Origin of the sequence: Sodalis sp. RH20, assembly GCF_047324205.1 — a bacterium.
Classification (GTDB): domain Bacteria; phylum Pseudomonadota; class Gammaproteobacteria; order Enterobacterales; family Enterobacteriaceae; genus Acerihabitans.
The window spans coordinates 2,734,284-2,760,318 of sequence record NZ_CP178733.1 but is presented as its reverse complement, the minus strand read 5'-3'; the positions used below and the strand labels follow the sequence as shown (position 1 = coordinate 2,760,318).

Annotated in this window: 20 protein-coding genes; 7 read left to right on the top strand and 13 right to left on the bottom strand. The window is 62.4% G+C overall.

What is annotated here, in order from left to right:
* Positions 1-75 precede the first annotated feature (75 nt).
* Positions 76-1,182: a lytic murein transglycosylase B gene (gene mltB / locus ACL2XM_RS12735; protein ID WP_413722493.1), complete on the top strand. Its 1,107-nt coding sequence runs from the start codon at positions 76-78 to the stop codon at positions 1,180-1,182.
* Positions 1,183-1,206: 24 nt separating this feature from the next.
* Here mltB and ACL2XM_RS12730 read toward each other — a convergent pair whose 3' ends face one another.
* Positions 1,207-2,040, bottom strand: a complete 834-nt coding sequence (locus tag ACL2XM_RS12730) for an oxidoreductase (protein ID WP_410015644.1) — start codon at positions 2,038-2,040, stop codon at positions 1,207-1,209.
* Positions 2,041-2,256: 216 nt separating this feature from the next.
* On the opposite strand from ACL2XM_RS12730, the gene ACL2XM_RS12725 reads away from it, so the two are divergent.
* Positions 2,257-3,213: an AraC family transcriptional regulator N-terminal domain-containing protein gene (locus ACL2XM_RS12725; protein WP_410015643.1), complete on the top strand. Its 957-nt coding sequence runs from the start codon at positions 2,257-2,259 to the stop codon at positions 3,211-3,213.
* A 49-nt stretch (positions 3,214-3,262) separates the two neighbouring features.
* Here the strand turns inward: ACL2XM_RS12725 and ACL2XM_RS12720 are convergent, their stop codons facing one another.
* The 9 genes from ACL2XM_RS12720 to ACL2XM_RS12680 all read right to left on the bottom strand — a co-directional run bounded on the left by ACL2XM_RS12720 (position 3,263) and on the right by ACL2XM_RS12680 (position 12,679).
* Positions 3,263-4,996 (bottom strand): nitrilase-related carbon-nitrogen hydrolase, encoded by a 1,734-nt coding sequence (locus tag ACL2XM_RS12720; protein WP_410015642.1) that lies wholly within the window; start codon positions 4,994-4,996, stop codon positions 3,263-3,265.
* Between the two features lie 45 nt (positions 4,997-5,041).
* Entirely contained in the window at positions 5,042-5,677 is a 636-nt protein-coding gene (locus ACL2XM_RS12715; RefSeq protein ID WP_410015641.1) for an ANTAR domain-containing response regulator, read from the bottom strand.
* Positions 5,667-6,833, bottom strand: a complete 1,167-nt coding sequence (locus tag ACL2XM_RS12710) for a transporter substrate-binding domain-containing protein (protein ID WP_410015640.1) — start codon at positions 6,831-6,833, stop codon at positions 5,667-5,669. Before ACL2XM_RS12710 ends, ACL2XM_RS12715 begins: the two co-directional genes overlap by 11 nt.
* A gap of 88 nt (positions 6,834-6,921) precedes the next feature.
* Positions 6,922-7,908, bottom strand: a complete 987-nt coding sequence (locus ACL2XM_RS12705; RefSeq protein WP_410015639.1) for an acetamidase/formamidase family protein — start codon at positions 7,906-7,908, stop codon at positions 6,922-6,924.
* A 49-nt stretch (positions 7,909-7,957) separates the two neighbouring features.
* On the bottom strand, positions 7,958-8,677 hold the full coding sequence (locus tag ACL2XM_RS12700) for an ABC transporter ATP-binding protein (RefSeq protein WP_410015638.1): 720 nt from the start codon (positions 8,675-8,677) through the stop codon (positions 7,958-7,960).
* Positions 8,674-9,423, bottom strand: coding sequence for an ABC transporter ATP-binding protein (locus ACL2XM_RS12695; protein WP_410016575.1), 750 nt, complete (start codon positions 9,421-9,423; stop codon positions 8,674-8,676). The genes ACL2XM_RS12700 and ACL2XM_RS12695 overlap by 4 nt, the downstream gene beginning before the upstream one ends.
* A complete protein-coding gene (locus ACL2XM_RS12690; RefSeq protein ID WP_410016574.1) occupies positions 9,413-10,408 on the bottom strand; it encodes an ABC transporter permease subunit in 996 nt (331 codons plus the stop codon). The genes ACL2XM_RS12695 and ACL2XM_RS12690 overlap by 11 nt, the downstream gene beginning before the upstream one ends.
* A gap of 78 nt (positions 10,409-10,486) precedes the next feature.
* Positions 10,487-11,356, bottom strand: a complete 870-nt coding sequence (locus ACL2XM_RS12685; protein WP_410015637.1) for an ABC transporter permease subunit — start codon at positions 11,354-11,356, stop codon at positions 10,487-10,489.
* Positions 11,357-11,434: 78 nt separating this feature from the next.
* Complete coding sequence (locus ACL2XM_RS12680; protein ID WP_410015636.1) at positions 11,435-12,679, bottom strand: urea ABC transporter substrate-binding protein; 1,245 nt, start codon at positions 12,677-12,679, stop codon at positions 11,435-11,437.
* A 533-nt stretch (positions 12,680-13,212) separates the two neighbouring features.
* On the opposite strand from ACL2XM_RS12680, the gene pqqU reads away from it, so the two are divergent.
* From pqqU to amyA, 5 genes are all read left to right on the top strand, one after another.
* Positions 13,213-15,399 (top strand): TonB-dependent receptor PqqU, encoded by a 2,187-nt coding sequence (gene pqqU / locus ACL2XM_RS12675; protein ID WP_413733080.1) that lies wholly within the window; start codon positions 13,213-13,215, stop codon positions 15,397-15,399.
* A gap of 80 nt (positions 15,400-15,479) precedes the next feature.
* Positions 15,480-17,870, top strand: a complete 2,391-nt coding sequence (locus ACL2XM_RS12670; RefSeq protein WP_413733079.1) for a glucose/quinate/shikimate family membrane-bound PQQ-dependent dehydrogenase — start codon at positions 15,480-15,482, stop codon at positions 17,868-17,870.
* A gap of 315 nt (positions 17,871-18,185) precedes the next feature.
* A complete protein-coding gene (locus tag ACL2XM_RS12665; RefSeq protein ID WP_413733078.1) occupies positions 18,186-19,778 on the top strand; it encodes a methyl-accepting chemotaxis protein in 1,593 nt (530 codons plus the stop codon).
* Between the two features lie 288 nt (positions 19,779-20,066).
* Positions 20,067-21,329: an MFS transporter gene (locus tag ACL2XM_RS12660; protein WP_410015632.1), complete on the top strand. Its 1,263-nt coding sequence runs from the start codon at positions 20,067-20,069 to the stop codon at positions 21,327-21,329.
* Positions 21,330-21,409: 80 nt separating this feature from the next.
* Positions 21,410-22,891, top strand: a complete 1,482-nt coding sequence (gene amyA, locus ACL2XM_RS12655) for an alpha-amylase (RefSeq protein ID WP_410015631.1) — start codon at positions 21,410-21,412, stop codon at positions 22,889-22,891.
* A gap of 56 nt (positions 22,892-22,947) precedes the next feature.
* Here the strand turns inward: amyA and ACL2XM_RS12650 are convergent, their stop codons facing one another.
* The 3 genes from ACL2XM_RS12650 to ACL2XM_RS12640 are packed head-to-tail and all read right to left on the bottom strand — an operon-like array spanning position 22,948 to position 26,007.
* The gene (locus ACL2XM_RS12650; RefSeq protein WP_410015630.1) at positions 22,948-24,303 is read right to left on the bottom strand and encodes an MmgE/PrpD family protein; all 1,356 of its coding nucleotides are present in this window, start codon (positions 24,301-24,303) and stop codon (positions 22,948-22,950) included.
* Complete coding sequence (locus ACL2XM_RS12645) at positions 24,300-25,250, bottom strand: serine hydrolase domain-containing protein (RefSeq protein ID WP_413733077.1); 951 nt, start codon at positions 25,248-25,250, stop codon at positions 24,300-24,302. The genes ACL2XM_RS12650 and ACL2XM_RS12645 overlap by 4 nt, the downstream gene beginning before the upstream one ends.
* A 19-nt stretch (positions 25,251-25,269) precedes the next feature.
* Complete coding sequence (locus ACL2XM_RS12640) at positions 25,270-26,007, bottom strand: ABC transporter ATP-binding protein (protein ID WP_410016573.1); 738 nt, start codon at positions 26,005-26,007, stop codon at positions 25,270-25,272.
* Positions 26,008-26,035: the final 28 nt, after the last annotated feature.

Below are 26,035 nucleotides of genomic sequence, written 5' to 3'. Positions count from 1 at the left end.
ATTTTTCTGTTTGTTCGCGCCAGGCAATGGCTTACCATAGACACCAACTTAATTAGCGTGGTTTATGGATCTCCGATGCGTTACCTGGCGACACTGCTTCCCCTGCTCGCTTTACTTTCCGCCTGTAGCAGCAAGCCGAAGCCGGCGGAAAATCTTCCTATCGGCAGCCCCGCCCAAGGCGGATTCCTGCTGCGGCCGGAGCATACCGGCCCGCTCCTGGCCGGGGATTTTGCGTCTAACCCGGCCACCGAGGCTTTTATCGATAAAATGGTGCGCGAGCACGGCTTCGATCGCCAGCAGTTGCATGATGTCCTGGCTCAGACCCAGCGCCTTGACTGGGTGCTGCGGCTGATGGATCGCCAGGCGCCGGTCGGCCTGCCGCCGTCGGGCCCGAACGGCGCCTGGCTGCGCTACCGCAGTAAGTTCATTACCCCCGACAATGTGCAAAACGGCGTGGCGTTCTGGAACCAGTATAGCGATGCCCTGGAGCGTGCCCGCCAGGTCTACGGCGTGCCGCCGGAAATTATCGTCGGCATCATCGGCGTGGAGACCCGCTGGGGCCGGGTCATGGGCAAGACGCGCATTATCGACGCCCTGGCCACCCTGGCCTTTGCCTATCCGCGCCGCGCCGATTATTTTGCCTCCGAGCTGGAAACGTTTCTGCTGATGTCCCGCAGCGAAGGGGACGACCCGCTGGCGCTGCGCGGGTCCTATGCGGGCGCCATGGGCTACGGGCAGTTTATGCCCTCGTCGTTTAAAAGCTATGCGGTTGATTTTGACGGCGACGGCCATATCAACCTGTGGGATCCCGTGGACGCCATCGGCAGCGTCGCCAACTATTTCAAGGCCCACGGCTGGGTCGAGGGCGGCGCGGTGGCGGTGCCCGCCAGCGGCCAGGCGCCGTTCCTCGACCAGGGTTTCCAGACCCGTTATCCGGTAGCCACCCTGGCGGCCACCGGCCTGAGCCCGCAGGGATCCCTCGGCGGTTATCAGGAAGCCAGCCTGCTGCGCCTGGATTTCGGTACCCAATATCAATACTGGTATGGACTGCCCAATTTTTACACCATTACCCGCTACAACCACAGCACCCATTACGCCATGGCGGTATGGCAACTAGGCGAGGCGGTCGGGCGGGCGCGCCAGGGCGGCGCGGGCCCTCTGGTCACCCTGTCGTCCAGATAACCACCGCGTTGGCCAGGGGATGCGCTAGCCGTCCGTCGACCGCGTCACGTTTTCCCAGTCGTCGATCTGCGCCGCATAATCCTTAAGCTTGGCGCGCACCAGGGCCAGCGCGTCGCTGCCCAGCAGCAGATGCGCCGGCGGCCTGGCGCTGGCGATCAGCGCCAGGATGGCATCGGCCGCTTTCAGCGGGTCCCCCAACTGGCGCCCGCTTTTCTCTTCCCGCGCCTTGCGCATGGGATCGAACAGGCCATCGTAATCGGCAATGCTCCTGGGCGAACGCACCATGGAGCGGCCGGCCCAATCGGTACGGAACGAACCGGGCGCCACGGCGGTGACCGCGATGGAAAACGGCGCCAGTTCTTTGCCGAGCGTCTCTGAAATCCCTTCCAGCGCAAACTTGCTGCCGCAATAGTAGGCAATGCCCGGCATGGTGATAAAACCGCCCATGGAGGTGATATTGATAAGGTGCCCGGCGCGCCGTTTACGCATATACGGCAGCACCGCCTTGATCATGGCGACGGCGCCGAACACGTTTACGTCGAACTGGCGGCGCATTTCCTCCAGCGGCGATTCCTCCAGGATGCCTTCATGGCCGTAACCCGCGTTGTTGACCAGCACGTCGATGGGGCCGACGGCGGATTCAATGTCATCCACCACGCGGTTAACCGCGGCAACATCCGTGACATCCAGGATGCGGCCCACGGCATGCGCCGGATCCCGCGCGATAAATTCCCGCCTGGCCGCGTCACCGCGCACGGTCCCGACGACGCGATGACCCGCCGCCATGGCCCGCCCGGCCAAGGCATGACCGAAGCCGCTGCTGACGCCGGTAATAAAAATTGTTTTTACATCACTCATAGCCTGCTCCCCTGATTGGATATTCAATCCGGCCGGCGCGGCAAGGATCATCGTCCCGAACCGGGAGAGGTCTTAACCGGCGCCGCCGGTGATTTGCATAGTAATAGGATTGGCAGCGAATGGAGATGCCCTTTAGTCGGCATATGTTGCCTGAAACTATAAATATGCTATTTTCTCAGGCTAGGGTATTCAATCAGCGCAGAGCGGACGGCGCCCATGACAATTGACCATTTTGCCGCGAATGACCGCCAGGATCGCATCGTGGCGTTACTGGCTAAACTTGCGCCCGCGGAGGGCTATACGCAGTCGCCGTTGCCGGATGTGCGCTTCCTGCGTTCCGACCGGCCGCTTAGCCGGGTACCGGTGCTGTACGATCCGGGTATTGTTATCGTCTGCCAGGGCAGAAAGCGGGGCTACCTTGGCGACAGGATCTACTGCTATGACGCCCGGCACTACCTGGCGGTGGCGGTGCCGGTGCCGTTTACCATGGAAACGGACGCCAGCGCGCAGGAGCCGCTGCTGGCCATCTATATGCACCTGAATTTTACCGTCGCCGCCGACCTGATGCTGCAGATTGACCAGCTGAAGACGGACGCCGGACCCCCGGCCAAACCGGAAAGCCTGATGTCGACGCCGATGGACGGCAAACTGCGCGACGCCGTGCTGCGCCTGCTGGAAGCCATGGACGATCGGATGGAGGCGGAAATCCTCGGTCCGGCGCTGATGCGGGAAATCTATTTCCGGGTGTTGAGCGGGCCGCAGGGCGGGGCGCTGCGATCGGCGCTGGCGATGCGCGGACAGTTCGGCAAGATTGCCCGGGCGATCCGCCGCATTCACGCCACCTTTAACCGGCAGTTAACGGTTGAGCAGTTGGCGAATGAAGCGGGCATGAGCGTGCCGGGGTTTTTTTCCCACTTCAGGGCGGTGACCCATACCTCGCCGAAGCAATACCAGAAATCCTTGCGCCTCCATCAGGCCCGCCTGCTGATGGTGCGCAACAATATGACCGCGGCGGCGGCATGTGTCGAGGTAGGCTACGAAAGCGCATCGCAGTTCAGCCGGGAATTCAAACGGCTGTTCGGCCTGAGTCCGGTGGACGAGGTCCGGCGCATGAAAACGCATTTTGCCGTGCCGCCGGCGCAGCCCGCCGGACTCTATATCTCGTCCCATTAATAGTAAGGGCTGACATCCTGCCGGCGGCGCAGGATTTTTCCCCACGGGGTTACTTGATCAACCCCAGATAATGGTGGGGTTGGCGCATCGCCACCAGGTCCTTGCGGCGCGTGACGTTGGTGGGATAAGCGCCGCCGGCGGCCGACGCGGTATCGATGGTTTGCGTCGCCGTTCCCTGTTCCCGCCACATCACGCGCTCCTGCCTGGGAAAGACGAAGGTTTCGGGTTGGAATACGCCGCTGAAGCCTCCCGCGTCGCCGGCTTCGTTAATGCTGTTGGCAAACGCGAGATAGACATTATTTTCACCGGCGCGGGTACGCAGCAGATGCCAGTGGAGCGGATCGGCGCCGGTAGGGATCGGGTAATTTTGCCGTACCCGGCTGCCGGGATGCGCGCCGGTAAAGCCGTCTTTCAGCGCGGCCGAGCAGGCGAGGATATCACAGCCCATCAGCGCCAGGATCCTGCCCGGCTCCGGCAGCAGCGCATCATTGCCCAACATCAGGCCGATACGGCCCAGGGGGGTGTCGAACGCCCGCCAGTCATCGCCGGCGTTGGCCCATGCGCGGTCCTCGGCGGACAGATGCATCTGGCGATAGCTGCCCACCATGCCCGCGGGACCGAGCAGAAGCTGGGTGTTGTAGCAGCCGTTGTCGTCCCGCTCCGCCATGCCGATCACCAGATGTACCCGCAGGGTCATCGCCAGGCGGATCAGCGCGCCGACCGCCGCATCGTCAAGCGGCAGCGCGCCGGCGCCGCCCGCGAGCGGCCCGGTCAGCGCACGCTGCGGGAAGACCACCAGTTCGCTGCCATGCCGCTCCGCCGCCTCCCGCGCCATGGCGCTGATGCAAGCCAGGTTGTCGGCCACCCGGGCGCCCGGTGAGAACTGGGCCACGCTGATGCGGCTGGTCTTACCGGCAGGCAGGGGGCGGTGGCCGTACAGCCCGAAAAAATCCTGCGGATTCCACAGGAAGCTGTCGCTGAGCAATTGATGATAACAATCGGGGCGGCGCTGGCTGAACACCGGCTCGCCCAGCACCCGGCGCTCACGGCTGCGCGCCAGGTCTATTTCCCCCAGCGCGATGCCGTCGCCGTAATCCACCACCGCCGCAATGCGCCCGTCCGGTTCGATAAGGCAGCTGCCGCCGCTGAACTGCACGCCGCGCTCCAGTCCCCAGCGGTTGCTCTCCAGCAGATAGCAGCTGTTTTCCATGGCGCGGCTGATCCAGTAAGGGGCCGGGGCGCGCTCCGCCAGCCAGTTGCTGATATGGCAGATAATATCGGCGCCGTCCAGGGCCAGCAGGCGCGCGGTTTCGGGAAAATGAATATCCATGCACACCAGCATGCCGATGCGGCCAATAGGCGTATCGAAGACCTGATGCCCGCGATCGCCCGCCGCCGCCCACTTCGGTTCGGAAATATAGGGATGGCTTTTACGGTGGGTGCCGACGATCCCGTCCGGGCCGATAAGCACCGCGCTGTTGTAATAAAGCGTGGTTTCCTCATCCTCCTCCGGCATGCCCAGCACGATATAACACCGGTAGCGCGCCGCCAGCGCGGCGAACCGCGCCGTCGTGGCGCCTGGTACGGATTCCACCAGCGGCGCTATCTCCCGCCGGTCATACCAGCAGTAGCCGGTCGTGGCCATTTCCGGCGTGGTAATCAGCCGGGCGCCCCGTTGCGCGGCCTCTTCCACCAGTGCGAGCAGGCGTTGGATATTGTCTTCTTTGCACGCAAGCGTCGGCTCAAACTGAACGGCGGCGGCAAGATAAGGGTGTGCAGGCATGGTTATCCTCTTCATCAGTCAGTGTGTCGCCGTCATGACGGCGTGTTATTTCCGGCCGCCGGGCGTGCCGGGCGTCGTCCAGGAAAAGATATCGTTGGCCTGGATCAGGGCGCGGGCCATCTCCTCCACGGTGATGCGTTTATCCATGGCCTGATGGCGCAGGATCTCATACGCCTGCTCCTCGCCGATGCCGTGCATGCGCATCAAAATAGCCTTGGCCTCGCCGACCTGGCGCAGGCCCAGCACTTTTTTCTCCAGGCGCTCGATACGGTCGGACATCTGCCGCCGCCGATGGGCGTGATGCAGCGCGAACACCATGGCCGAGAGCAGGCCGGTGGCGCGCACCGGCGTGGTGAGCGTGGTGCCGGCGCCCAGCCGCAGCGCGGTATCGATAAAAGTGGGGTTTTCGTACTCGATCACCGATATCAGCGCGTGTTTGCCCAGGTCCAGCCACGGCACTTCCGGCTCCGGCAGATCGGATCGCAGCGCCAGGAAAATCAGATCGGTATCCGCAGGCAGGTGTTCCGGCACCGGCCAGAAGGCGCGCACCTTGAAACCCATGCGGCGCAGGTGATTGGTCAGGGTTTCGCCGTCCTCGTTATCCGGATGCAGCACCGTACAGCGGATGCCGCGGCTTAATAACAAGGCGTCCGCGCTGGTGCGCGACGTATTAAGGCGCATTGGGCGGCTCCATTTTCGTCTGTTTGGTGATCCAGTCGCCCTGGATCTGATGCGTCATATACGGGTCGGGCGCCACCCGGCGACGCGACTCCTGGAGAATGGTGAACTGGCCGGCCGCGTTCGCCTGGCCGATACGCGGGTAAAGGCTGGTGTGCTGGTTGAGCGGATCGATGCGCACGCGTCCCTGGGGCGCGTCGTATTCGCAGCCGCGCAGCGCCGGCATCAGGCGCGACAGCCGATCGCTGCGGCATTCCCTGGCCGCGCGCGCGAAAAGATGGACCTGGCTGTAGGACGCTTCCCAGTTCATATCGGTGGGAATATCCTCTCCGAACTTGGCGTGGAAACGGCGCAGCGCCGCGGTATTCGCCGCGCTCTCCACGCTTTGGAAATAGGTGGCCGAGGTAAAATGGCCGACGCCGAGCGCCGCGCCCATGATGGCGATTTCAGTTTCAGAGGTGTTCAGGCTGCCGATGGGCATGCGTTCGGGGTCGATGCCCGCGGCATGATAAGCCTGGTAAAGAAAAGGCACCGTCTGGCCGACCACGGTACTGAAGATAAAATCCGGCCGCTTGTGTTTTATCTCCGCCATGATGGGCGGAAAGGCGTCGTAACTGGCGTCCATCGGCAGATAGCGCTCGCCCACCACCGCGCCGTCCGGCCGCTGCAATATCAGCTCCTGCATATTGCGGTTGCATTCGTAGGGGTAGACATAACGCGAGCCAATCATATAAACCCGCGCGCCAAAACGGCTGGCCAGGTAGTCCGCCAGCTGCACGCAGTTCTGGTTGGGGGCGGCCCCGCCGTAAATGATATTCTCGGAAAATTCGAACCCCTCATAGAACTGCGGATAGAACAGCAGACGCTGGTATTTCTCCACGACCGGCGACATGGCTTTACGGCTGCTGGATGTGTAGCCGCCGAAAATCACGTTGACGTTGTGTTCGACAATCAGCTGCTCGGCCAGCTGGCGGAACCGGCTGTCCTGCGAGTGGGGATCGAGATGGATGGCATTCAGCATCCGGCCGTGGATCCCCCCCTGCTGGTTGACTTCTTCGATGGCAAGCGTGGCGCCGCGCATTTGCGACTGCTCCTGCGCCGCCGTCACCCCGAGGGTGGAGTAGAGTAAGCCAATATTAATCGGTGTTGCTGAACCCATGTGCACCTGCTTGTTGGCCGGGACGGAACCCGGTGGAAAGGGTCGGAAGCCGTATCCCGGCACGCGCCCGCGCCGGGACGTAAAGAAACTACGCCAGCAGATGTTTATCGAGCATGGCGCCCACGGTGTATTTCGGATCCACCATATTGCCCAGGCGGACTTTGCCGCACTGGCTGAGCAGCATATAGGCGTCCCACTGCTCGAAGCCGAAATCTTCCACCAGCCAATAGATAAGGTCGCGATAGGCGATGCGGGTGGCGTCTTCCAGCGGGCGGGCGCTGCCGATGCTCATGATCGAGGTGGCATTTTCCATGCGCGGCCACGCCAGCCGCCAGCCTTTGATAAGATCGACCCGGATGGTGGTTACCGAGGCGTATTCCACCGCGGTGCCGCAGATTTCGCCGTCGCCCTGACAGGCGTGGGCATCGCCGATAAACAGGCGTCCGCCCGGCGAGCGTACCGGCAGATAGGTAATGCTGCCCGGACCGATATCCGGCACATCCATATTGCCGCCATGATTATCCGGCGTCAGCGAGTTGATGGAGTCGATTTCAGGCGAAACGCTCAGCGTGCCGATATGCGGTTTATAGGGCAGGGTGTGGCGTTGGCTCCAGTAGACTTTTTCCCCGTCGAGCTTAATCATGCGCACTTTTTCCGGCAGGGGATCGTTGAGCATGGCGGTAAGATCGGTGCCGGTCAGCCCGCCGAAATGCGGGATCATGGCGCAGATGCCATACGGGTTGGCGCCGCGCGGCAGCATGGATTCGATATGCACCGCCAGCACATCGCCTTTCTCCGCCCCGCTGACCATGATCGGGCCGTTTTGCGGATTCAGAAACGGCATCTTCAGCAGCTGGCTGGGGATATCCTGCTCCGAGCTGATGGCGCCCTCAAAGGCATCGCGCGTATCGACAATCACCCGATCGCCCGGTTCTATGGTCAGCACCGGCGTGGAATAAGGTCCGATAGTGTAGTGAAATTCTTTCTGCATCTCTTCCGTCAGATGATGCGTGACGGGCGTGCGGCCGGAACCGACGCCGCGTTGGTACATAATTGAATCGTCAAGCCATTTCATCAGGTCGTCCTCTTCTCAATCATAATGGGCCCGGCGCGGGCCGTCGGGGTTAAAGCGCCAGGTGGCGCCGCATGATCTGGTCATCGCAGAGCTGGGCTTTATCCAGCGTGTCGACCACCCGGCCTTTATCCATCACGCAACAGCGCCGGGCCGCCCGCTGGATCATGGCGATATCCTGTTCCACCAGGATCACCGCCACCCGCAGCTCCTGCGCGATGCGCAGCAGCGTGTCGGCGATGATATGGACAATCGAGGGCTGTACGCCCTCGGAAGGCTCGTCGAGCAGCAGCACTTTCGGCGCGCCGACCAGGGCGCGCGCAATCGCCAACTGCTGCTGCTCGCCGCCGCTCATGGTGCCCGCTTTCTGCCGCAGCCGCTGGCGCAGGATCGGAAAGTAATCCAGCACCTGCTCCAGCAGGCCATCGGCCAGCTCGCGGTGCTCGCGCACGAACTGCATGCCGACGCGCAGATTTTCCGCCACCGTCAGGCCGGCGAAAACCTCGCGCCCCTGCGGCACATAGCCGATGCCCAGCCTGGCCCGACGCTGGGGGGCGGCGGCGGTGATATCCGTTTCCCCCAGGAATATGCTGCCCTGGCTGAGCGGCATCAGCCCTATCAGCGCGCGCATCAGCGTCGTTTTACCCACGCCATTGCGCCCGATAATGCCCAGCACCTCCGCCGGGTAAAGCGATAAACTCGCACCGTTCAACACCAGGCTGCCGCCGTAGCCGCCGCTGACCTGGTTGACTTGCAAAAGGACGTCATTCATCCGGCTTTCCCCAAATAGATATCCGCGACATCGTCGCGCGCCAGCACCGCCGCGGCGTCGCCGTCGGCGAACACCCTGCCGCCGTGCAGCACGGTCACCCGCGAGGCAATCTGGCGCACAAAGGTCATATCATGTTCCACCACCATCAGCGTCAGCCCGTCCCGCTGCATCTGCTTGATCAGTTCGCCGGTAAGATAGGTCTCCTCGATCGAGAGACCGGCCACCGGTTCATCCAGCATCAGCAGGCGCGGTTGCAGCGACACCGCCATGGCGATTTCCAGCCACTGCTTTTTGCCGTGGGAAAGATTACCCGCCGTCTGGCGGACTTCGGCGGTCAGCTTGAACCGCTCCAGCAGTTCGTCAACGCCGGCGGCATTCGGGCGCGCCTCCGGGCGCAGATGGCTTAGCGACAATTGCAGATGCTGCGCCACGGTAAGGTCGGCGAAGATGCCGGGAATCTGGAACTTAATACTCATTCCCATGCGTATGCGCTGGAAGGGGGCCAGCTTATCCAGGCGCCGCCGGAGAAAATGAATCTCGCCGTCGCTTGGGGCGTGCTCGCCGGTCAGCAGTTTAAAAAAGGTGCTTTTACCGGCGCCGTTCGGCCCGATAACACAGCGCACCTCGCCCTGGCGGATTTGCATATCCACGCCGTCGATGACCCGGATGCCGCCGAAGCGTTTGCTTAATCCCCGGCTTTCCAGGATGGGTTCCCGATCCGTTTGGTCCGCCCTATCAAGACTCATCATGCGTCTCCTTATCTCTGCCGGCGGCGCGCGTGATTTTCCCGCCCAGCCAGGGCAGCAGGCCGTTTGGCGCCGCCAGGACCACAAACAGCAGAATGGCGCCCAGCAAAATCATCGCGTATTCGCTGCCGTAGATGGCCAGCCATTGGGACAGCCATACCAACAGGGCGGTTATCACCACGGTGCCGAAAATATTCCTGCGCCCGGCGGTCGCCACCCAGATAACCGGCATGGCGGCCGCGGTCAGACCCATCGAAGAGGGGGTGATATACGACCCCCACAAGGTATAAAGCGCGCCGGACAGCCCCGACAACACGCCGCCCAGCACAAACACCAGCAGCTGATAGCGGCGGATGTCTATCCCCAGCATTTCCGCCCGCCGCGGATTCTCGCGGATCGACGCCAGCGTCAGGCCGAAGTTTGAGCGCAGCAGCCCGCGCACCGCGGCATACACCGCGGCCAGCAACAGGACCACCAGATAATAAAAGGCATTGTCCTCCAGCGGGAACGACGCGCCGTCAAACCACGGCAGCGCCAGCGGCGGCATGCCGGACATGCCGTTGAAGCCGTTGAGCCGCGCGGTGCCGATAGCCCATTGCGGCCCCGCGGTCTGCGACATAAAGGTTTCCATGACCAGCGTAAACGACAGGGTGACGATGCCGATAAAAATGCCGGTCACGCCGCCGTAAAACATCAGGTAGCCCAGCGCCGCCGCGACGGCGGCGGCCACCGCCAGCGCCACCGCCAGCCCCGCCCAGGTGGAGAGGGCGCCGTCGCCGAAATTTAGCGTCATGACGCCGTAGGTATAGCCGGCCAGTCCGAAGAACGCCGTCTGGCCGAAGGAGAGGATGCCCGCGTGGCCCCACATGGCGGCAAGGCCAATGGCGCAGAATGTCCACAGCAGGAAATAGGAAAAGTCACCGACGGTGGCGCCGTCGACCACCAGCGGCAGCGCTAATGCCGCCGCCAGCACCAGCAGGGCAATCGTTGCGCGCCGGCCGCAAGCCGGTCTTGTCGCGGCGTCGGCCGCGGGGGAGCGGGATAATAAGGTCAAGGTCAGCTCCTATCGGTTGCGGGTAAACAGGCTGCCGACGCCGTTGGGCAGCAGGCGGATAACCAGTACGGCGGTAACCAGCAGGCCGATTTGCCCGGCGAGCTGCCCGTACCATGAATTCAGGCCGGTTTGAATGGCCCCCAGCGCCACCGCTGCAGGAATGGTGCCAACCAGCACATTGGCCCCGCCCACCACCACCGACACGAACGCCTGCACGATAAAACTGCTGCCCATGGTCGGGACGGCGGTCAGCGTCGGCGCGTAAATCGCCCCGGCCAGACCGGCCAGCCCCGCGCCCAGGGCAAAGGTCAGCGTATAGATGCGGTCGGTTTCCAGTCCCAGGCAGGAGGCCATGCGGGCATTCTGGATCGTGGCCCGGGCGCAGACGCCGTAATTGGTATGGAAGAACAGGGCATAAAGCAACAGCAGCACCGCGATGGCGATCAGCGGCAAAATGGCGCGGTAGGTGGCAAAGGAATAGTCGCCGAGCGTAAAGGAGCCGAGCGGGGTGGACAGCCCCTCGAGGGACGGGCCGGCGATCAGCAGCATGGCCTGCTGCACGATCAGGCTGATGGCCCAGGTCGCCACCACCGAATCATGCAGCCGGCCGTAAAGATGGCGCACCACCAGGCGCTCTATTACGCCGCCGGCAAACGCGGCCGCCAGCGTGCCGAGCAGCATCGATACCGGCAGGGGCAGACCGGCCTTGGTCATCAAGATGGTGACATAGGCCCCGCACATGATGAACTCGCCATGCGCGAGGTTAATCACCCCCATCATGCCGAAAATCACCGCCAGCCCCAGCGCCGCCAGCACCAGATAAGCAAAGTTATCGCCGAACTGATAAATCATTGAATAGATAAACGAGAGCGTGAACATCCGCTGGCCATCCTCATCAATAGGAATAACGTCGGGGAAGGCCGCGTCCCGCGGCGATTTCCCCGTTACAGTCCCGCGTTACGCCTTGGGCGGATTGGACGGGGTGTACTGGCTGGCGTCGGGTTTCACCGGCAGGTTGCAGCCCGCGTCCCCCAGCCAGTAAGGCTTGATATCGTTCCATACCTTCGGGATTTCGATGGAGTGATCGGCCTTCACATGCGCCAGGTAGATGGTATGGCTCAGATGGTGGCTCTTTGGATCGATGCAGACTTTGCCGGAAGGACCGTCGGTACAAATATCGCCGCTTTCCAGCGCCTTGCGCACCGCCGTCATATCGGTGCCGCCGGCTTTTTCCACCGCGGCCTTGTAGAGGTAAACGGCATCGTAGGCGTTGGCGGCCTCCTGATTGATATAAGGCTCGTTCGGGTATTTGGCGTGGAAGCGTTTTTTGAAATCGTTACTGGCGGGGCTGTCGACTTCCTCGATATAGTTGGCGGTGACATACATATCCTTCAGCGCCGGCGCTTTAAACCTCTTGTGTTCGTAAGCCTGGCCGACGTTCACCGAGCTGCCCATCGGCAGGTTGAGTTTGGCCGCCGCCGCCTGCTCGTAATAGGAGGATTGGTTGGCGCCGACCAGCAGCGTCATCACAAAGTCCGGCTTGGCTTTCTGGATGTTCTGGATGGTCTGGCCGAACTGCGATACGCTCAGCGGAATAAACTCTTCGCCCACCATGGTGCCGCCGTTTTCCTTAACGATCTTGCGCACCCATTCGGCGGAGATCTGCCCGAAATTATAATCCGCCGCGATGGTGTACACTTTTTTGCCGTACTTCTCCATCATCCAGGGGATCAGGGTCGAGAACTGCTGTTCAGGCACCGCGCCGGTGACGAAGACGTTGCTGTCGCATACGCCGCCCTCGTACTGGTTGTTGTACCAGTAGAGCTGTTTTTCGCGGTCCATGATCGGCCTGATGGCTTCACGCGAGGCGCTGGAGAACGCGCCGAAAATCACATCCACCTTGTCGTTTTTAATCAGGCGGCGCGCCATTTGCTGAAAGCGCGTATTGTCCGATTGGGTGTCATATTTCACCAGTTCAACCGGGCGTCCCATGATACCGCCCTTGGCGTTGATTTCTTCCACCGCCAGCTCCGTGGCGTGGATCTTAGGAATAACGGGCAGGGCGAAGTTGCCCGACGCGTCTTCCAGCAAGCCGATTTTAATCGCTTTTTCCGCGGCGCCCGCCACACCCGGGCAGGTTATGGCCAATGCGGCCGCCAAGGCGAGTGAAAGCGTAGCGTAGTGACATTTCATTCTGGACATAGTTACCCCGGGCGTTGAAGGTCTGAAAAAAAAGCAAAAAAAAACCCAGCAACGTCACATGACATTGCAGGGCTCTATTGCCATAACCACAAGCCGACATCGTTGGCGTTCTTGCGGATAAGTCAGGCTCACTATAAGAAGGAAAATATGGCGTTGTCAACGCCGTTTTTTCAATAAAAAACAAGGGGTAAAATTATTTCTCACTGCACCGCGACAGGGATGGCGCTGCACGGAAACCGCGCATTTTTCTCCCTATGTCCCGGCGCGCCTAACCTACTGGCGCCACAGGTAAAACCCGCCGCCGCCGCCAGGACGGCGCGCCGCGATCGCCGCGGGCGCGGGCGGGGATGTTAATACCTTGCACCGTTATGGCGATTTTTGCTCCCGGACGCCGGCCCGCCGCCGGCTTAAGCCGGCCACAGGCGGCAAGCATTAACATTTCCTCAACATCTTTACATAGCTTGACAGTAAGGCAAAATGGTAAAGTCGCTCTATACTTTTGACCTATAAACTTTTCTTACCGAATCACGCCATTGAACACGAAAACATCCGCGCTGCTCCTGACACCATTGTTTCTGTTACCGCCGGCGGCGGTATGTTTTGCGCAAGCCGCCGGCACCGGGACACCGGCTGGCGCCCCGAACGGCGGCGCGACCGCCGATCCGCCGTCCTCGACGCTGATGGTGGTGAAACCGCGCAGCGGCCTGTCCGAGCTGTATACCCCGGCGGCGGTCAGCGTCGTCGACGGCCAGGATTTGCGCAACGGCAGCCCTCAGGTGAACCTGTCGGAAGGACTGGGCAGCGTGCCTGGCCTGCAAATCCAGAACCGGCAAAACTATGCGCAGGATCTGCAGCTGTCGGTGCGCGGCTTCGGCAGCCGTTCGATGTACGGCGTGCGCGGGGTGCGGATTTATGTGGACGGCATTCCGGCCACCATGCCGGACGGGCAGGGACAGACCTCGAATATCGATCTTAACTCGGTGGATAAGGTGGAGGTGCTGCGCGGCCCGTATTCGGCGCTGTATGGCAACGCATCTGGCGGCGTGCTGAATATCGATACCCAGACCGGCGCCCAGCCGGCGACGCTTGAGGCCGGCACCTACTACGGCAGCTACGGCACCTGGCGCAACAGCGTCAAGGCCACCGGCGCCACCGGCGACGGCACCCAGGCCGGGGACGTGAACTACGCGGTATCCGCCTCGCGCTTTACCACCCACGGCTTTCGCGATCACAGCGCCACGCAGAAAAACCTGGGCAACGCCAAGGTGGGCGTGCGCCTGGATGACGTCAGCACGCTGACGCTGATGTTTAACAGCGTGTCCGTGGACGCCGGCGATCCGGGCGGCCTGACGGCGGACGAATGGCATGACAACCCGCGCCAGTCGCCGCGCGCGGACCAGTACAACACCCGCAAGACCCTGGACCAGACCCAGGCGGGGCTGCGCTATCAGCGCGAGATGGGCGCCAATGACCAATTGACCATGCTGGCGTACCATGGCGAGCGCCATACCACCCAGTACCAGTCCATTCCCCTGTCGGCGCAGCTCAACCCCAACCATGCCGGCGGCGTTATCGTGCTGGAGCGTAAATACCAGGGCATAGATACGCGCTGGCGCCACCAGGATAACCTGGGGCCGGTACCGGTCACGCTTACCGGCGGGCTGGATTATGAAACCATGACCGAGCGGCGCCAGGGGTTCGAAAACTATCTTGCCCGGGACGACGGCATCACCTACGGGGAAAAGGGCGCCCTGCGGCGCAACGAGAAAAACCGTATGTGGAATCTCGATCCCTACCTGCAAACCACCTGGAACCTGACCCCGCGCTGGACGCTGGATGCCGGGCTGCGCTACAGCACGGTCAGCTTTGATTCCCGCGATTACTACATCACCGGCGCCAACGGCGACGACAGCGGCAGCGCCCGCTATCATCGCCTGCTGCCGATGGGCTCGCTGAATTATGCCGTCAACCCCGCCTGGAACCTGTATTTCTCTGCCGGGCGCGGTTTTGAAACGCCCACCATTAATGAACTCTCCTACCGCCCCGACGGCCAGCCGGGCCTGAACACCGCGCTAAAGCCCGCCACCAGCGATACGTTTGAACTGGGCAGTAAGACGCGTATCGGCTACGGCTTGCTGACCGCCGCCGTGTTCCAGACCAATACCGACCACGAACTGGTGGTCGCCGAGAGCACCGGCGGGCGCACCAGCTACGCCAATGCCGGCAAAACCCGCCGCCGCGGCCTGGAGCTGGCGCTGGATCAGCAGTTTGCGCTGGACTGGCGGCTGAAAATGGCATGGACGCTGCTGGACGCCACCTACCGCAACGCCACCTGCGCGTCCGACGGCTGCACGCCGGATGAACGGGTGCCGGCGGGCAATCGCCTGCCGGGCATCGCCCGCAATATGGGTTATGCCGCGCTGGAATGGCGGCCCGAGGCGGGGTGGCATGCGGGGGCCGAGGTGCGTTATATGAGCGCTATCCAGGCCGATGACCAGAACAGCGCCCAGGCGCCGTCCTATACGGTCGCCAGCCTGAATACCGGCTACCGGGTGAACTGGCGTAAATGGTCGCTGGATGTGTTTGGCCGGGTGGATAACCTGTTCGATCGCCGCTACATCGGCTCGGTGATCGTCAATGAAGGCAACGGGCGCTATTTCGAGCCGGCCGAGGGCCGCAACTGGGGCGGCGGCGCGACCCTAAGCTACGTTTTTGAATAATCATGGCATAACAAGAGCTATTTGACCTATCTAGCTTAATCTTTACATCATCGACATGACATTTTGGTAAGGTGCATCCTATGCAAAAACAGACAGTGTTATCACGGACACTCGTCATACTGACGGCATTATTCGCCGCGCTGAGCGGCCTCTACCTGCTGATCGGCGGCGTTTGGCTGGCCACGCTTCACGGCTCGCCGTATTACATCATCGCCGGCCTGGCGATGCTGCTTACCGCCTGGCTGCTGTACCGGCGCCGCCCCGCGGCGCTGTTGCTGTACGCCATTTTCCTGCTCGGCACCACGGTTTGGGCGCTCTGGGAGGTCGGCACCGATTTCTGGGCGCTGACGCCGCGCCTGGACGTGACGTTCTTTTTCGGCCTGTGGATCGCGCTGCCCTTTATCTACCGCCGCCTGGCGGCCAGGGACGCGCTGGCGCGCGGCTCCCTGCTGGCCTCGCTGCTGATTACCGTGCTGGTGCTGGTCTACGCGGTCTTTAACGACCCGCAGGAAATCAACGGTACCCTGAGCGCCGACCAGACGGCGTCCTCCGCCCAAAGCGCCAACGGTATCGCCAACGGCGACTGGCCCGCCTATGGCCGCACCCAGGAAGGGACGCGCTATTCGCCGCTCAACCAGATCAATGATAAAAACGTCGGCCAGCTGAAGGAGGCCTGGACGTTTCGCACCGGGGATATGAAAACCGCCGCCGATCCGGCGGAGCTGACCGATGAAGTGACGCCGATTAAAATCGGCGATCTGCTTTACCTGTGTACGCCGCACCAGAAGCTGTTTGCCCTGGACGCCGCCACCGGCAAAGAGAGATGGCGCTTCGACCCGCAGCTGAAAACCGATCCGTCGTTCCAGCATGTCACCTGCCGCGGCGTGTCCTACCATGAAACGCCGGATGCGGCGCAGGCCAACGCCGCGGGCCAGCCGCCGACGCTTTGCGCCCGCCGCATCTTGCTGCCGGTCAACGACGGCCATCTGTATGCGCTGGATGCCCAGAGCGGCAAACTCTGTCCGGATTTCGCCGACAACGGCAAGCTGAACCTGCAAAACAATATGCCGTTTCCCAAAGCCGGCGGCTACGAGCCTACCTCGCCGCCGATCGTCACCGGTAATGTGATCGTGATTGCCGGCGCGGTGACCGATAACTATTCCACCCGCGAGCCGTCAGGGGTGATCCGCGGTTTTGACGTTAACAGCGGCAAGCTGCTGTGGGCGTTCGATCCCGGCAGCAAGGACCCCAACATCATTCCGGAAGGCGCGCAGCTCTATACCCCGAACTCGCCCAATTCCTGGGCCCCGGCCGCCTATGACGCCAAGCTGGATTTAGTCTATCTGCCGATTGGCGTCGCCACGCCCGATATCTGGGGCGGCAACCGTACGCCGGAAATGGAGCGGTTTGCCAGCGGCCTGCTGGCGCTGAACGCCACCACCGGCAAACTGGCCTGGTTCTACCAGACCGTGCATCACGATCTGTGGGATATGGACGTGCCGGCGCAGCCGACCCTGGCGGATATCACCGATGAAGGCGGCAATAAGATACCGGTAATTTATGTGCCGGCGAAAACCGGCAATATTTTTGTGCTGGATCGCCGTACCGGCAAAACGGTGGTGCCGGCGCCGGAAACCCCGGTGCCGCAGGGCCCGGCCAAAGGCGATCGCCTGTCGCCCACCCAGCCGTTCTCGGAACTGACGTACCGTCCCAAGCAAAACCTGAGCGGCAAGGATATGTGGGGCGCCACTATCTACGATCAGCTGATCTGCCGCGTGATGTTTCACCAGCTGCGCTATGAGGGGCCGTTTACGCCGCCTTCCGAGCAGGGCACCCTGGTGTTCCCCGGCAACCTCGGCATGTTTGAATGGGGCGGTATTTCGGTTGATACCGACCGTCAGATTGCCGTCGCCAACCCGATGGCGCTGCCCTTCGTCTCGAAGCTTATCCCGCGCGGTCCGGGCAATCCGATGGAGCCGGATGAGGCCAAGGGGGGGACGGGTTCCGAAGTCGGCATCCAGCCGCAATACGGCGTTCCTTACGGCGTGACGCTGAACCCCTTCCTCTCGCCGCTGGGTTTCCCCTGCAAACAGCCGGCGTGGGGATATATCTCCGCCCTGGACCTGAAGACCAATGAGGTTGTCTGGAAAAAACGCATCGGCACCGTACGCGACAGCTCGCCGCTGCCGCTGCCGTTCAAAATGGGCATGCCGATGCTGGGCGGCCCTATTTCCACCGCCGGCAATGTCGCCTTTATCGCCGCCACGGCGGATAACTACCTGCGCGCGTTTAACGTGGCCAATGGCCAGGCGCTATGGGAAGCGCGCCTGCCGGCGGGCGGCCAGGCCACGCCGATGACCTATGAGGTCAACGGCAGGCAGTACGTGGTGATAGCCGCCGGCGGCCACGGTTCATTCGGCACCAAGCTTGGCGATTATCTTATCGCCTATGCCTTGCCGGACGCGAAATAATATCCTCCGGGGGCCGGCTATTATATTAATAGCCGGCCCCCGCGCCGCAATGGCCCGTCATCGCTAAATAATGGTGGACCCCTGAGTATATTCTTAATAAACCCCGCCGCCGCTTTCATTATTTCGCGCCAGCGCAAGGCTATTATTTATTGCCGCAATGTTATTGATTTGTAATAATAAATATTAAAACCATTATTTAATGCCGCGTTAAGGATAAATAAGCCCATCGGCTGAAATAATAATAAAGTTTTTGCACCTCGGGCCGATTGAGCTGAAGCCCCCGCGTCTATTTATCCGCCTATTAATGAGGTGCAGATGAGAATTAACAATCCCGTTACTCTCAGTGAGTATAAGATTGACAGTGAAACAACATTACAATCCGCAACCGATCTCCAGGGTACTATTTTTTATGCCAATGCGGCGTTTGTCAGCGCGTCTGGATACCACTATCAGGATTTAGTTAATCAGCCTCATAATATTGTCCGCCACCCCGATATGCCGCCTGCGGCGTTTGCCGATATGTGGCATACGCTGCGGGCGGGGCATTCCTGGTCGGCGCTGGTCAAAAACCGCCGTAAGAACGGCGACTTTTATTGGGTACGCGCCAATGCGACGCCGACGGGCCATAACGGCCAGACCACGGGGTATCTCTCGGTGCGCATCGCCCCGACCGCCGAGGAGGTCAGACAGGCGTCGGCCTTATATCAGGATATGAATTCCGGCAAGGCCGGTCGCCGCCGCCTGGCGCTGTACCGGGGACTGTTGGTGCGCACCGGTTGGCTCGCGCCGCTGTCGCTGCTGCAAAAAATGCCCTTGCGCTGGCGTTTGCGCCTTGCGCTGTTGATGGCCGCCGCGCTGCCCGCGGTGGGCGCCGGCGTGTTCGCGCTCGGACCGGCGGCGCTTGGCGCCGTCACCCTGGGCGGATTGGCGGTGACCTCCGGCTGGCTGCACCGGCAGGTGGGAAAACCCATTGCCGTCATCCTGGCGCAGGCGCAAAGACTGTCGTCCTGCCAGAGAGGGGAATATGTCTATTTCAACCGGGTTGATGAAATCGGCTACCTGCTGCGCAGCGTTAACCAGATGGGCCTGAACCTGCGCTCCCTGACGGACGATGTCAGCGGCCAGATCAAGGATATCAGCAACGCCAGCGGTGAAATCGCCGCGGGGAACCGCCAGCTGAAAGTGCGTACGGAGCAGGCGGGCGATAATCTGCAGCAGATTATCAGCGCCACCGAGCAGCTGATGGCGAGCGTCGGCAACAGCGCCGACAGCGTTAATGAAACCCGGTCGCTGGCGGCAATGAGCAGCAGCGCCGCCGAAGAGGGCCGGGAAAGGATGACCGAGGTCATCAGTACCATGGGCGCCATCAGCGATTCCAGCCGCCGCATCGTGGATATTATCGCCGTTATCGAAGGGATTGCGTTCCAGACCAATATCCTGGCGCTTAACGCCGCGGTGGAAGCGGCCCGCGCCGGCGAGCAGGGCCGCGGGTTTGCGGTGGTGGCCGGCGAGGTCCGCCTGCTGGCGCAGCGATCGTCCATGGCGGCCAGGGAAATCAAGGATCTGATTGAAACCAGCGTGGAGCGGATAACGGACGGGAGCAAACTAGTGCAAAACGCCGGCGACACCATGGATAATATCGTCCAGCAGGCGGGCCAGGTGGCGAGCCTTATCGGCGAGATCAGCACCTCCTCGCAAGAACAGACCATGGCCCTGACCCTGATAAGCCAGTCCATCGGCCAATTGGACCAGACCACGCAGCAAAACGCGGCCATGGTGGAGCAATATGCCCAATCCGCTGAAGAATTGTCCCATAGCACGGTACGCCTGGCGGCGGCGGTAAACGTCTATCGCCCCCATCAGGAACCGCGCGCGGCGTCGCCTTCCCTTGCGCGCGGCGGGTCCTGACGCCGCCGTTTTCCGCGCCGGCGCGGCGGCGGCCGGGCCACCGGCGCTGTTGCTAACCGCTTGATTAATTCGCCGCCGCCAGCGATATTGTTAGCGGTGGCGGCGGGTCTTCCCGCCGCCGCCACGTTTGGCGTTGCCGCTTTCGGTAGCGTCGCTATTGCGCCGGGCAAATTTATAACGCTGTTTTAGCAAACAATCGCTTATTAAACTCCCCGCATTAACCGGCCCGGCCGGGGGCATGTCCTTCGGCCGGATCAGTCTGTTCATTACCGGATAACAGGATTGGCCATGCATTCTTCCGCTTCCGCCAGCTCGGACTCGCTGCTGCGGCATCCGTCTTTTGTCGCATTCTGGCTGGCCCGCACCGGCTCCGCCTTCGGTTTCCAGATGCTGTCCATCGTGGTGAGCTGGCAAATCTATACCATGACCGGACGTGCGTTTGACCTCGGCCTGATTGGCCTGGCGCAGTTCCTGCCGTCGGTGCTGCTGGCGCTGCCCGCCGGCCATGCTGCCGACCAGTTCGATCGCCGGCGCATCGTATTATTCGGCCAGATAACCGAATGGCTGGCCATTGCCGCGCTGGCGGCGCTGACCCTGATGCATTATGCCAATGAGCTGGCTATCCTGGGCCTGGTGTTTTTTATCGCCGTGGCCAAAACCATGGAGGCGCCGGCGCTGCAGTCGATGCTGCCGGCGCTGGTGCCGCCGTCGATGCTGGCGCGCGCCATGGCCGCCAATGCCGCCTCCGGCGAGGCCGCGATGATGGTGGGTCCGGCGCTGGGCGGTTTTCTTTATGTCGCCGGGGCCGGTACGGTGTATATCGCCATCGGCGCGCTGTACCTGGTGTCGATCTGGATGGTCGCCCGCCTGCGCTACGAGCAGGCGCCGCCCAAACGCGTACCGGCCAGTTTCGCCACCCTTTTCGCCGGGGTGCGCTTTATCCGAGCCCGCCCCGATGTGCTGGGGGTGATCTCGCTGGACCTGTTCGCCGTGCTGCTGGGCGGCGCCACCGCGCTGCTGCCGATTTTCGCCAAGGATATCCTGCATACCGGCCCCTGGGGCCTGGGGCTGCTGCGCGGCGCGCCGGCGCTGGGCGCGCTGCTGGTCGGTTTCTGGCTGAGCCGCCGGGCGCTTGAGCGGAACGTGGGCATGATCATGTTCCTGTCGGTGGCCGGGTTCGGTATCGCGACCCTGGTGTTTGCGCTGTCCACCGCGCTCTGGCTGTCGCTGCTGGCCTTGTTCGCCCTCGGCGGCTTCGATATGGTGAGCATGGTGATTCGCGGCGCGCTGGTCCAGCTGGATACCCCCGACGCCATGCGCGGCCGGGTCAGCGCGGTCAATTCGATATTTATCAATACCTCCAACCAACTGGGCGAATTCGAGTCCGGCCTGTTGGCGGCATGGCTGGGCGCGGTGCCGGCCGCGGCCCTGGGCGGTATCGGCACCCTGGTGGTGGTGGGACTGTGGATGGCCTGGTTCCCCAATCTGCGCCGGCGCCAGCGGCTGCATAACGAGGAAAGGATGCAGGAAGGGGCCGCCGATACCCTGTAGCGGGCGGGCGGAAAAATAAGTGCGGTGGTCGCCCGGGTTTCTTCCATACTGTCTTTATCCTGTTAATGATGGAGTCCCGGATGCACAACCCGACGCTGATGCAGTTTTTTCATTGGTATTATCCCGCCGGCGGTACCCTGTGGCATGAAGCCGCCGAACGGGCGGGCTGGCTGGCGGACATCGGCATCAGCCTGGTATGGCTGCCCCCGGCCTATAAAGCGGATACCGGCGCGCAGTCCGTCGGTTACGATACCTATGATTTGTTTGATCTGGGCGAGTTCGATCAAAAGGGCGGGCGGGCCACCAAATATGGCGACAAAGCGGCGCTGCTGGCGGCCATCGCGGCGCTGAAATCCCATCATATCGGCGTATTGCTTGACGTGGTGCTGAACCATAAAATGGGCGCCGACGAGCAGGAACGCATTCAGGTCAATCGCGTGGAAATCGAGGACCGGGAAGAAATAGAAGACCAGGCGATAGATGCCACCGCCTGGACCCGTTTCACCTTTCCCGCCCGGCAGGGCCAATATTCTCAGTTCGTTTGGGATCATAAGTGCTTTAGCGGCATCGACCTGATAGAGGATCCCGCGGAAAAAGGCATTTTCAAAATCGTCAATGACTATACCCGCGACGGCTGGAACGAAGAGGTGGACGACGAACTGGGTAATTACGATTATCTGATGGGCGCCAATATCGAATTCCGCAATCCGGCCGTCACGGCCGAACTGGCCCACTGGGGCCGGTGGGTGATGAATGAAACCCATTGCGACGGTTTTCGCCTGGATGCGGTCAAACATATCCCCGCCTGGTTTTACCGCGACTGGATCGACCAAATCCAGGCCGATGCCGCGCAGCCAATGCTGGTTATCGCCGAGTACTGGTCGCATAAAACGGCGATCTTGCTGCAGTATCTGGAGCAGGTGGCGGGGAAAACCATGCTGTTCGACGCGCCGCTGCAAATGAACTTCCATCATGCCTCGACGCAGGGCGCGGAATTTGATTTGCGGCAGGTGTTCAGCGATACCCTGGTGGCCGCCGACCCGGCCCATGCCGTCACCCTGGTGGACAATCACGATACCCAGCCGCTGCAAGCGCTGGAGGCGCCGGTGGCGCCCTGGTTCAAACCGCTGGCCTATGCGCTGATACTGCTGCGCGAGCAGGGCGTGCCGACGGTGTTTTATCCCGATCTGTTCGGCGCGTCCTATGAGGATAAAGACCAGGAGGGCAATGTCCGCGCCATCGAGCTGCCGGCGATCCCGGGGCTGGAGGCGTTAATCCGCGCGCGGCAGTTGTACGCGCACGGCCGGCAGACCGACTATTTCGACGATGCGCACTGCGTGGCCTTTCACCGCCACGGCACCGGCGAGCGGCCGGGCTGCGTGGTGATCATGTCCAACAGCGGCGAGGGCGAAAAACGCCTGCGGCTTGGCGCTGATTTTGCCCATGGGCGCCTGCGGGATTACCTCGGGCAGCATGAGGCGACGGTGACGCTGGATGAGACCGGCGCCGGTATCTTCAGATGCCGCGCCGCCGGCGTCAGCGTTTGGGTTGATGCGGGCTAAGCGGCTATCGGGTCCGCGGAAAACCGCGCTGTCATAGGGCGCATGGCGCCGCATCGTTATCCCATCATCAGCGCCTCCAGCGCGCCGAGATCCCTGGCGTTCCCCAGGTTTTTCAGCCCGTCGAACAGGGCGGCCGCGTGATCCAGGTCCGTGCAGCAGTCGATAAATTTTTGCCTGCGCTCGCCTTCGCTAAAAGGTTCCGCGTTGCTGCCTTTCGCCAGGCGGCGCTCAGCTTCCAGGCGGCGTCCGTCGCGCAGGGTGAGGGTAACGCGGTGCGGCAGCTTGTCGCCGGCCGGGACAGCGGCCTCTTGCTGCGCGCTGTAGGCGCGCATGCTGACGCGGGCCAGGCGCGCCGGATCGCTTTGCCGCGCTACCCGTGCGGGGGTAAAATCCTGTACGCTCAGCGCGCCGTGGCGCAGCCAGGTATCGACGCAATAGTGCATTGAGAAACGCGCCTGCATCTCATTTTCCGGTACGGTATAGGCCAGGTTGCGCCGGTTGGCGATGCCGACCAGCGTTTCTACCGAGACCACGTCGGCGTCGGTAAAATCATGGGCCTCCCGCAGGTCGGACAGCGTATCGACAATCATATGCGTCGAGCCGCAGCAGGGATGGCGCTTGGGCATTACCCCCACGCCGTCAATACTGTGCAGCCGGGTGCCGAGGATGGCCGGGATGTCCCAGCCGGCGGGCGCGGCGCCGCCGAACATTTCACCAAATCCCTGCGGCGCCTCGAGGATATCGATTCTGCCGCGCATGCCCTGTTGCGCCAATACGGCCGCGTCCACCGCGTTGCGGGCCGCCCAGCCCGCATGCAGCGGTTTGATGGGCGTGCCGAACTGGCCTTTGATGCCCGACGCAAAACTGACGGCGTTGCTTAAGGCGCGGGCAATGCCGTCCTGGTCCAGGCCCATCAGCCAGGCGACGCCCGCCGCCGTGCCGATGCAGCCGACCGTCGACGTGCCGTGCCAGCCGGCGGTGTAGTGCGCAGGCCCCACTCCCGCGCCGATAAACGCCTGCGCCTGCAGGCCGATCAGATAGGCGTCGATCAGTTGCCCGCCGCCGGCGTCGAGTTCATCCGCCACCGCCAGCAGCGCCGGCACCAGTACCGCCGAGGCGTGACTCATGCCCGGCCCGAAGTTGTCGTCATAGTCGATGGCGTGTGCCGACGTGCCGTTGATAAACGCGGCAATCGCCGCCGGGGCGCGGCCGCCGCCGATCACGCGCGCCCGGCCGCCGTGGCGCAGGTACATCTCGCCCGCCGCCCGCACGGCGAGCGCGGAAAAATCGCGCCGCCCGGCATAAAGACAGGCCAGCGTGTCGACAATCGCCAGGCGCGCCCGCTCCCGCGCCGTGTCGCTGAACCCGGTCTGGGCGCGGCTCCAGGCGGCAATGGCTTCAATCACGTTCATGTTTGTTCTCCCGAAAGTGCGGCCAGGAACACCAGCACCGCATTGATTAACTGGCCGAATTGGAAACGGTTGACCTCGCGCCCCGCGATGTCGGTATTCACACGGTGGACCACTACGGCGTCCAGGGCGGGCAGTATCAGGCAGTAATGTCCCCCCGCGCCGTAGGCGAAATAGCTGCCGCTTGGGAGTAGGCATCCGGGCAATGCCACGCCGTCACGGGCCAGCCACCACATATAGCCGTAGGCACCGCGATCGCCGGCGTGGGAATAGGGCAGCAGGCTCTGGCGCACCCATTGCGCCGGGATAATCTGTTTGCCCCGCCAGTGGCCCTGTTGCAGAAACAATTGGCCGAAACGGGCCAGATCGCGGGTCGACAGGCGAAACGGATAGGCCGCGTGTCGCGAATACGCTCCCGGTTCCATCCAGCCGTCCTGCGGCCTGAAGTCGGCCATACCGATCGGTTGGGCTATCTGCTCGAAAAACGCCCGGTGGATATCCATGCCGGCCAGCTGTCGGTAAGCGCTGCCCAGGGCGTTGAAATCCCAATTGTTATAACTCCACCGGCAGCCCGGCGGCTGGCTGTGGCGCGGGGGTTTGATCCGCGTCATCCACGGTGTTTCATAGTTGGCCGGGTGGTAGATACCCGATCGCGCCGTCAGCAGGTCATAAAGCGTGGCGCTGCGCTCAACGTCGCTCAGGGCATTGATATCGTCGATATCGAGGGCGGCCAGCGTCAGCGATACGTCGAAGCCGCCGCGCGCTACCTGGATGCCGATAAGCGCGCTGAGAAAGCTTTTGCGCATGGAATGGCAAAGAAAGCGCCGCCGCATGTCGCCATATTCCAGCAGGCTAACGCCGCCGCGCAGGATCAGCAGCGCGTCGCTGTCCAGGCTGTCGCAGCGCAGCAGCAGGGCGTCCCTGGCCTGATTTGCGTGAGTCGTCGTCATAATAACCGGCTCCTGGGCGCTAAAGGCTGCTGGCGGCGAGAAACTGCCGGGTGTAGGGCTCGGTCGCCTTGGCGCCCCGGATATCGTCGGCGGTCATCTCCTCGATCAGTTTGCCCTGGTGCATGATGGCCACCCGATCGCATAAATGGGCCACCACCGCCAGATTATGCGTGACCATCAAATAGGTCAGGTTGCGCTCGCGGCGCAGGGTTTTCAGCAGGTTGAGGATTTCCGCCTGCACCGACACATCCAGCGCCGATGTCGGCTCGTCCAGCAATAACACCTGCGGCTCGATAATCAGCGCCCGGGCCAGCGCCACGCGCTGCCGCTGGCCGCCTGAGAGCTGGTGCGGATAGCGATAGCGAAAGGCGTCGCCGAGGCCCAGGGCATGGAGCACGTCGGAGATACGCGCCTCGCGCCGATCCATGCCGTGAATCACCAGCGGCTCCAGCAGGGTGTGATACACCATCTTGCGTGGGTGCAAAGACGCGTAGGGATCCTGGAATACCATCTGGATCCGGCGGTAAAACGCCTTGTCGCGCACCGGATGCTGCTCGCGGTTCTGGTAGAGGATGGCGCCGGTATAATGGGCGTTCTGGCCGGTCAGTGCGCGCAACAGGGTGGATTTGCCGCAGCCGGATTCACCGATCAGGCCGTAGCTTTCGCCGCGCGCGATGCTGAAGGAAACGCCGTCCACCACCTGCTTGCGCAGGCGCCCCTTGCCGAAGGCGATGCCTAAATCGACGGTTTCGATCATCCGCTCGGCGGCAGGCGGCGGGGTATAG

Excerpts from the sequence above, each read along its gene's own strand:
- mltB (WP_413722493.1), top strand. The coding sequence starts at position 76 with ATGCGTTACCTGGCGACACTGCTTCCCCTGCTCGCTTTACTTTCCGCC.
- ACL2XM_RS12730 (WP_410015644.1), bottom strand. The coding sequence starts at position 2,040 with ATGAGTGATGTAAAAACAATTTTTATTACCGGCGTCAGCAGCGGCTTC.
- ACL2XM_RS12725 (WP_410015643.1), top strand. The coding sequence starts at position 2,257 with ATGACAATTGACCATTTTGCCGCGAATGACCGCCAGGATCGCATCGTG.
- ACL2XM_RS12720 (WP_410015642.1), bottom strand. The coding sequence starts at position 4,996 with ATGCCTGCACACCCTTATCTTGCCGCCGCCGTTCAGTTTGAGCCGACG.
- ACL2XM_RS12715 (WP_410015641.1), bottom strand. The coding sequence starts at position 5,677 with ATGCGCCTTAATACGTCGCGCACCAGCGCGGACGCCTTGTTATTAAGC.
- ACL2XM_RS12710 (WP_410015640.1), bottom strand. The coding sequence starts at position 6,833 with ATGGGTTCAGCAACACCGATTAATATTGGCTTACTCTACTCCACCCTC.
- ACL2XM_RS12705 (WP_410015639.1), bottom strand. The coding sequence starts at position 7,908 with ATGAAATGGCTTGACGATTCAATTATGTACCAACGCGGCGTCGGTTCC.
- ACL2XM_RS12700 (WP_410015638.1), bottom strand. The coding sequence starts at position 8,677 with ATGAATGACGTCCTTTTGCAAGTCAACCAGGTCAGCGGCGGCTACGGC.
- ACL2XM_RS12695 (WP_410016575.1), bottom strand. The coding sequence starts at position 9,423 with ATGAGTCTTGATAGGGCGGACCAAACGGATCGGGAACCCATCCTGGAA.
- ACL2XM_RS12685 (WP_410015637.1), bottom strand. The coding sequence starts at position 11,356 with ATGTTCACGCTCTCGTTTATCTATTCAATGATTTATCAGTTCGGCGAT.
- ACL2XM_RS12680 (WP_410015636.1), bottom strand. The coding sequence starts at position 12,679 with ATGTCCAGAATGAAATGTCACTACGCTACGCTTTCACTCGCCTTGGCG.
- ACL2XM_RS12670 (WP_413733079.1), top strand. The coding sequence starts at position 15,480 with ATGCAAAAACAGACAGTGTTATCACGGACACTCGTCATACTGACGGCA.
- ACL2XM_RS12665 (WP_413733078.1), top strand. The coding sequence starts at position 18,186 with ATGAGAATTAACAATCCCGTTACTCTCAGTGAGTATAAGATTGACAGT.
- ACL2XM_RS12660 (WP_410015632.1), top strand. The coding sequence starts at position 20,067 with ATGCATTCTTCCGCTTCCGCCAGCTCGGACTCGCTGCTGCGGCATCCG.
- amyA (WP_410015631.1), top strand. The coding sequence starts at position 21,410 with ATGCACAACCCGACGCTGATGCAGTTTTTTCATTGGTATTATCCCGCC.
- ACL2XM_RS12650 (WP_410015630.1), bottom strand. The coding sequence starts at position 24,303 with ATGAACGTGATTGAAGCCATTGCCGCCTGGAGCCGCGCCCAGACCGGG.
- ACL2XM_RS12645 (WP_413733077.1), bottom strand. The coding sequence starts at position 25,250 with ATGACGACGACTCACGCAAATCAGGCCAGGGACGCCCTGCTGCTGCGC.
- ACL2XM_RS12640 (WP_410016573.1), bottom strand. The coding sequence starts at position 26,007 with ATGATCGAAACCGTCGATTTAGGCATCGCCTTCGGCAAGGGGCGCCTG.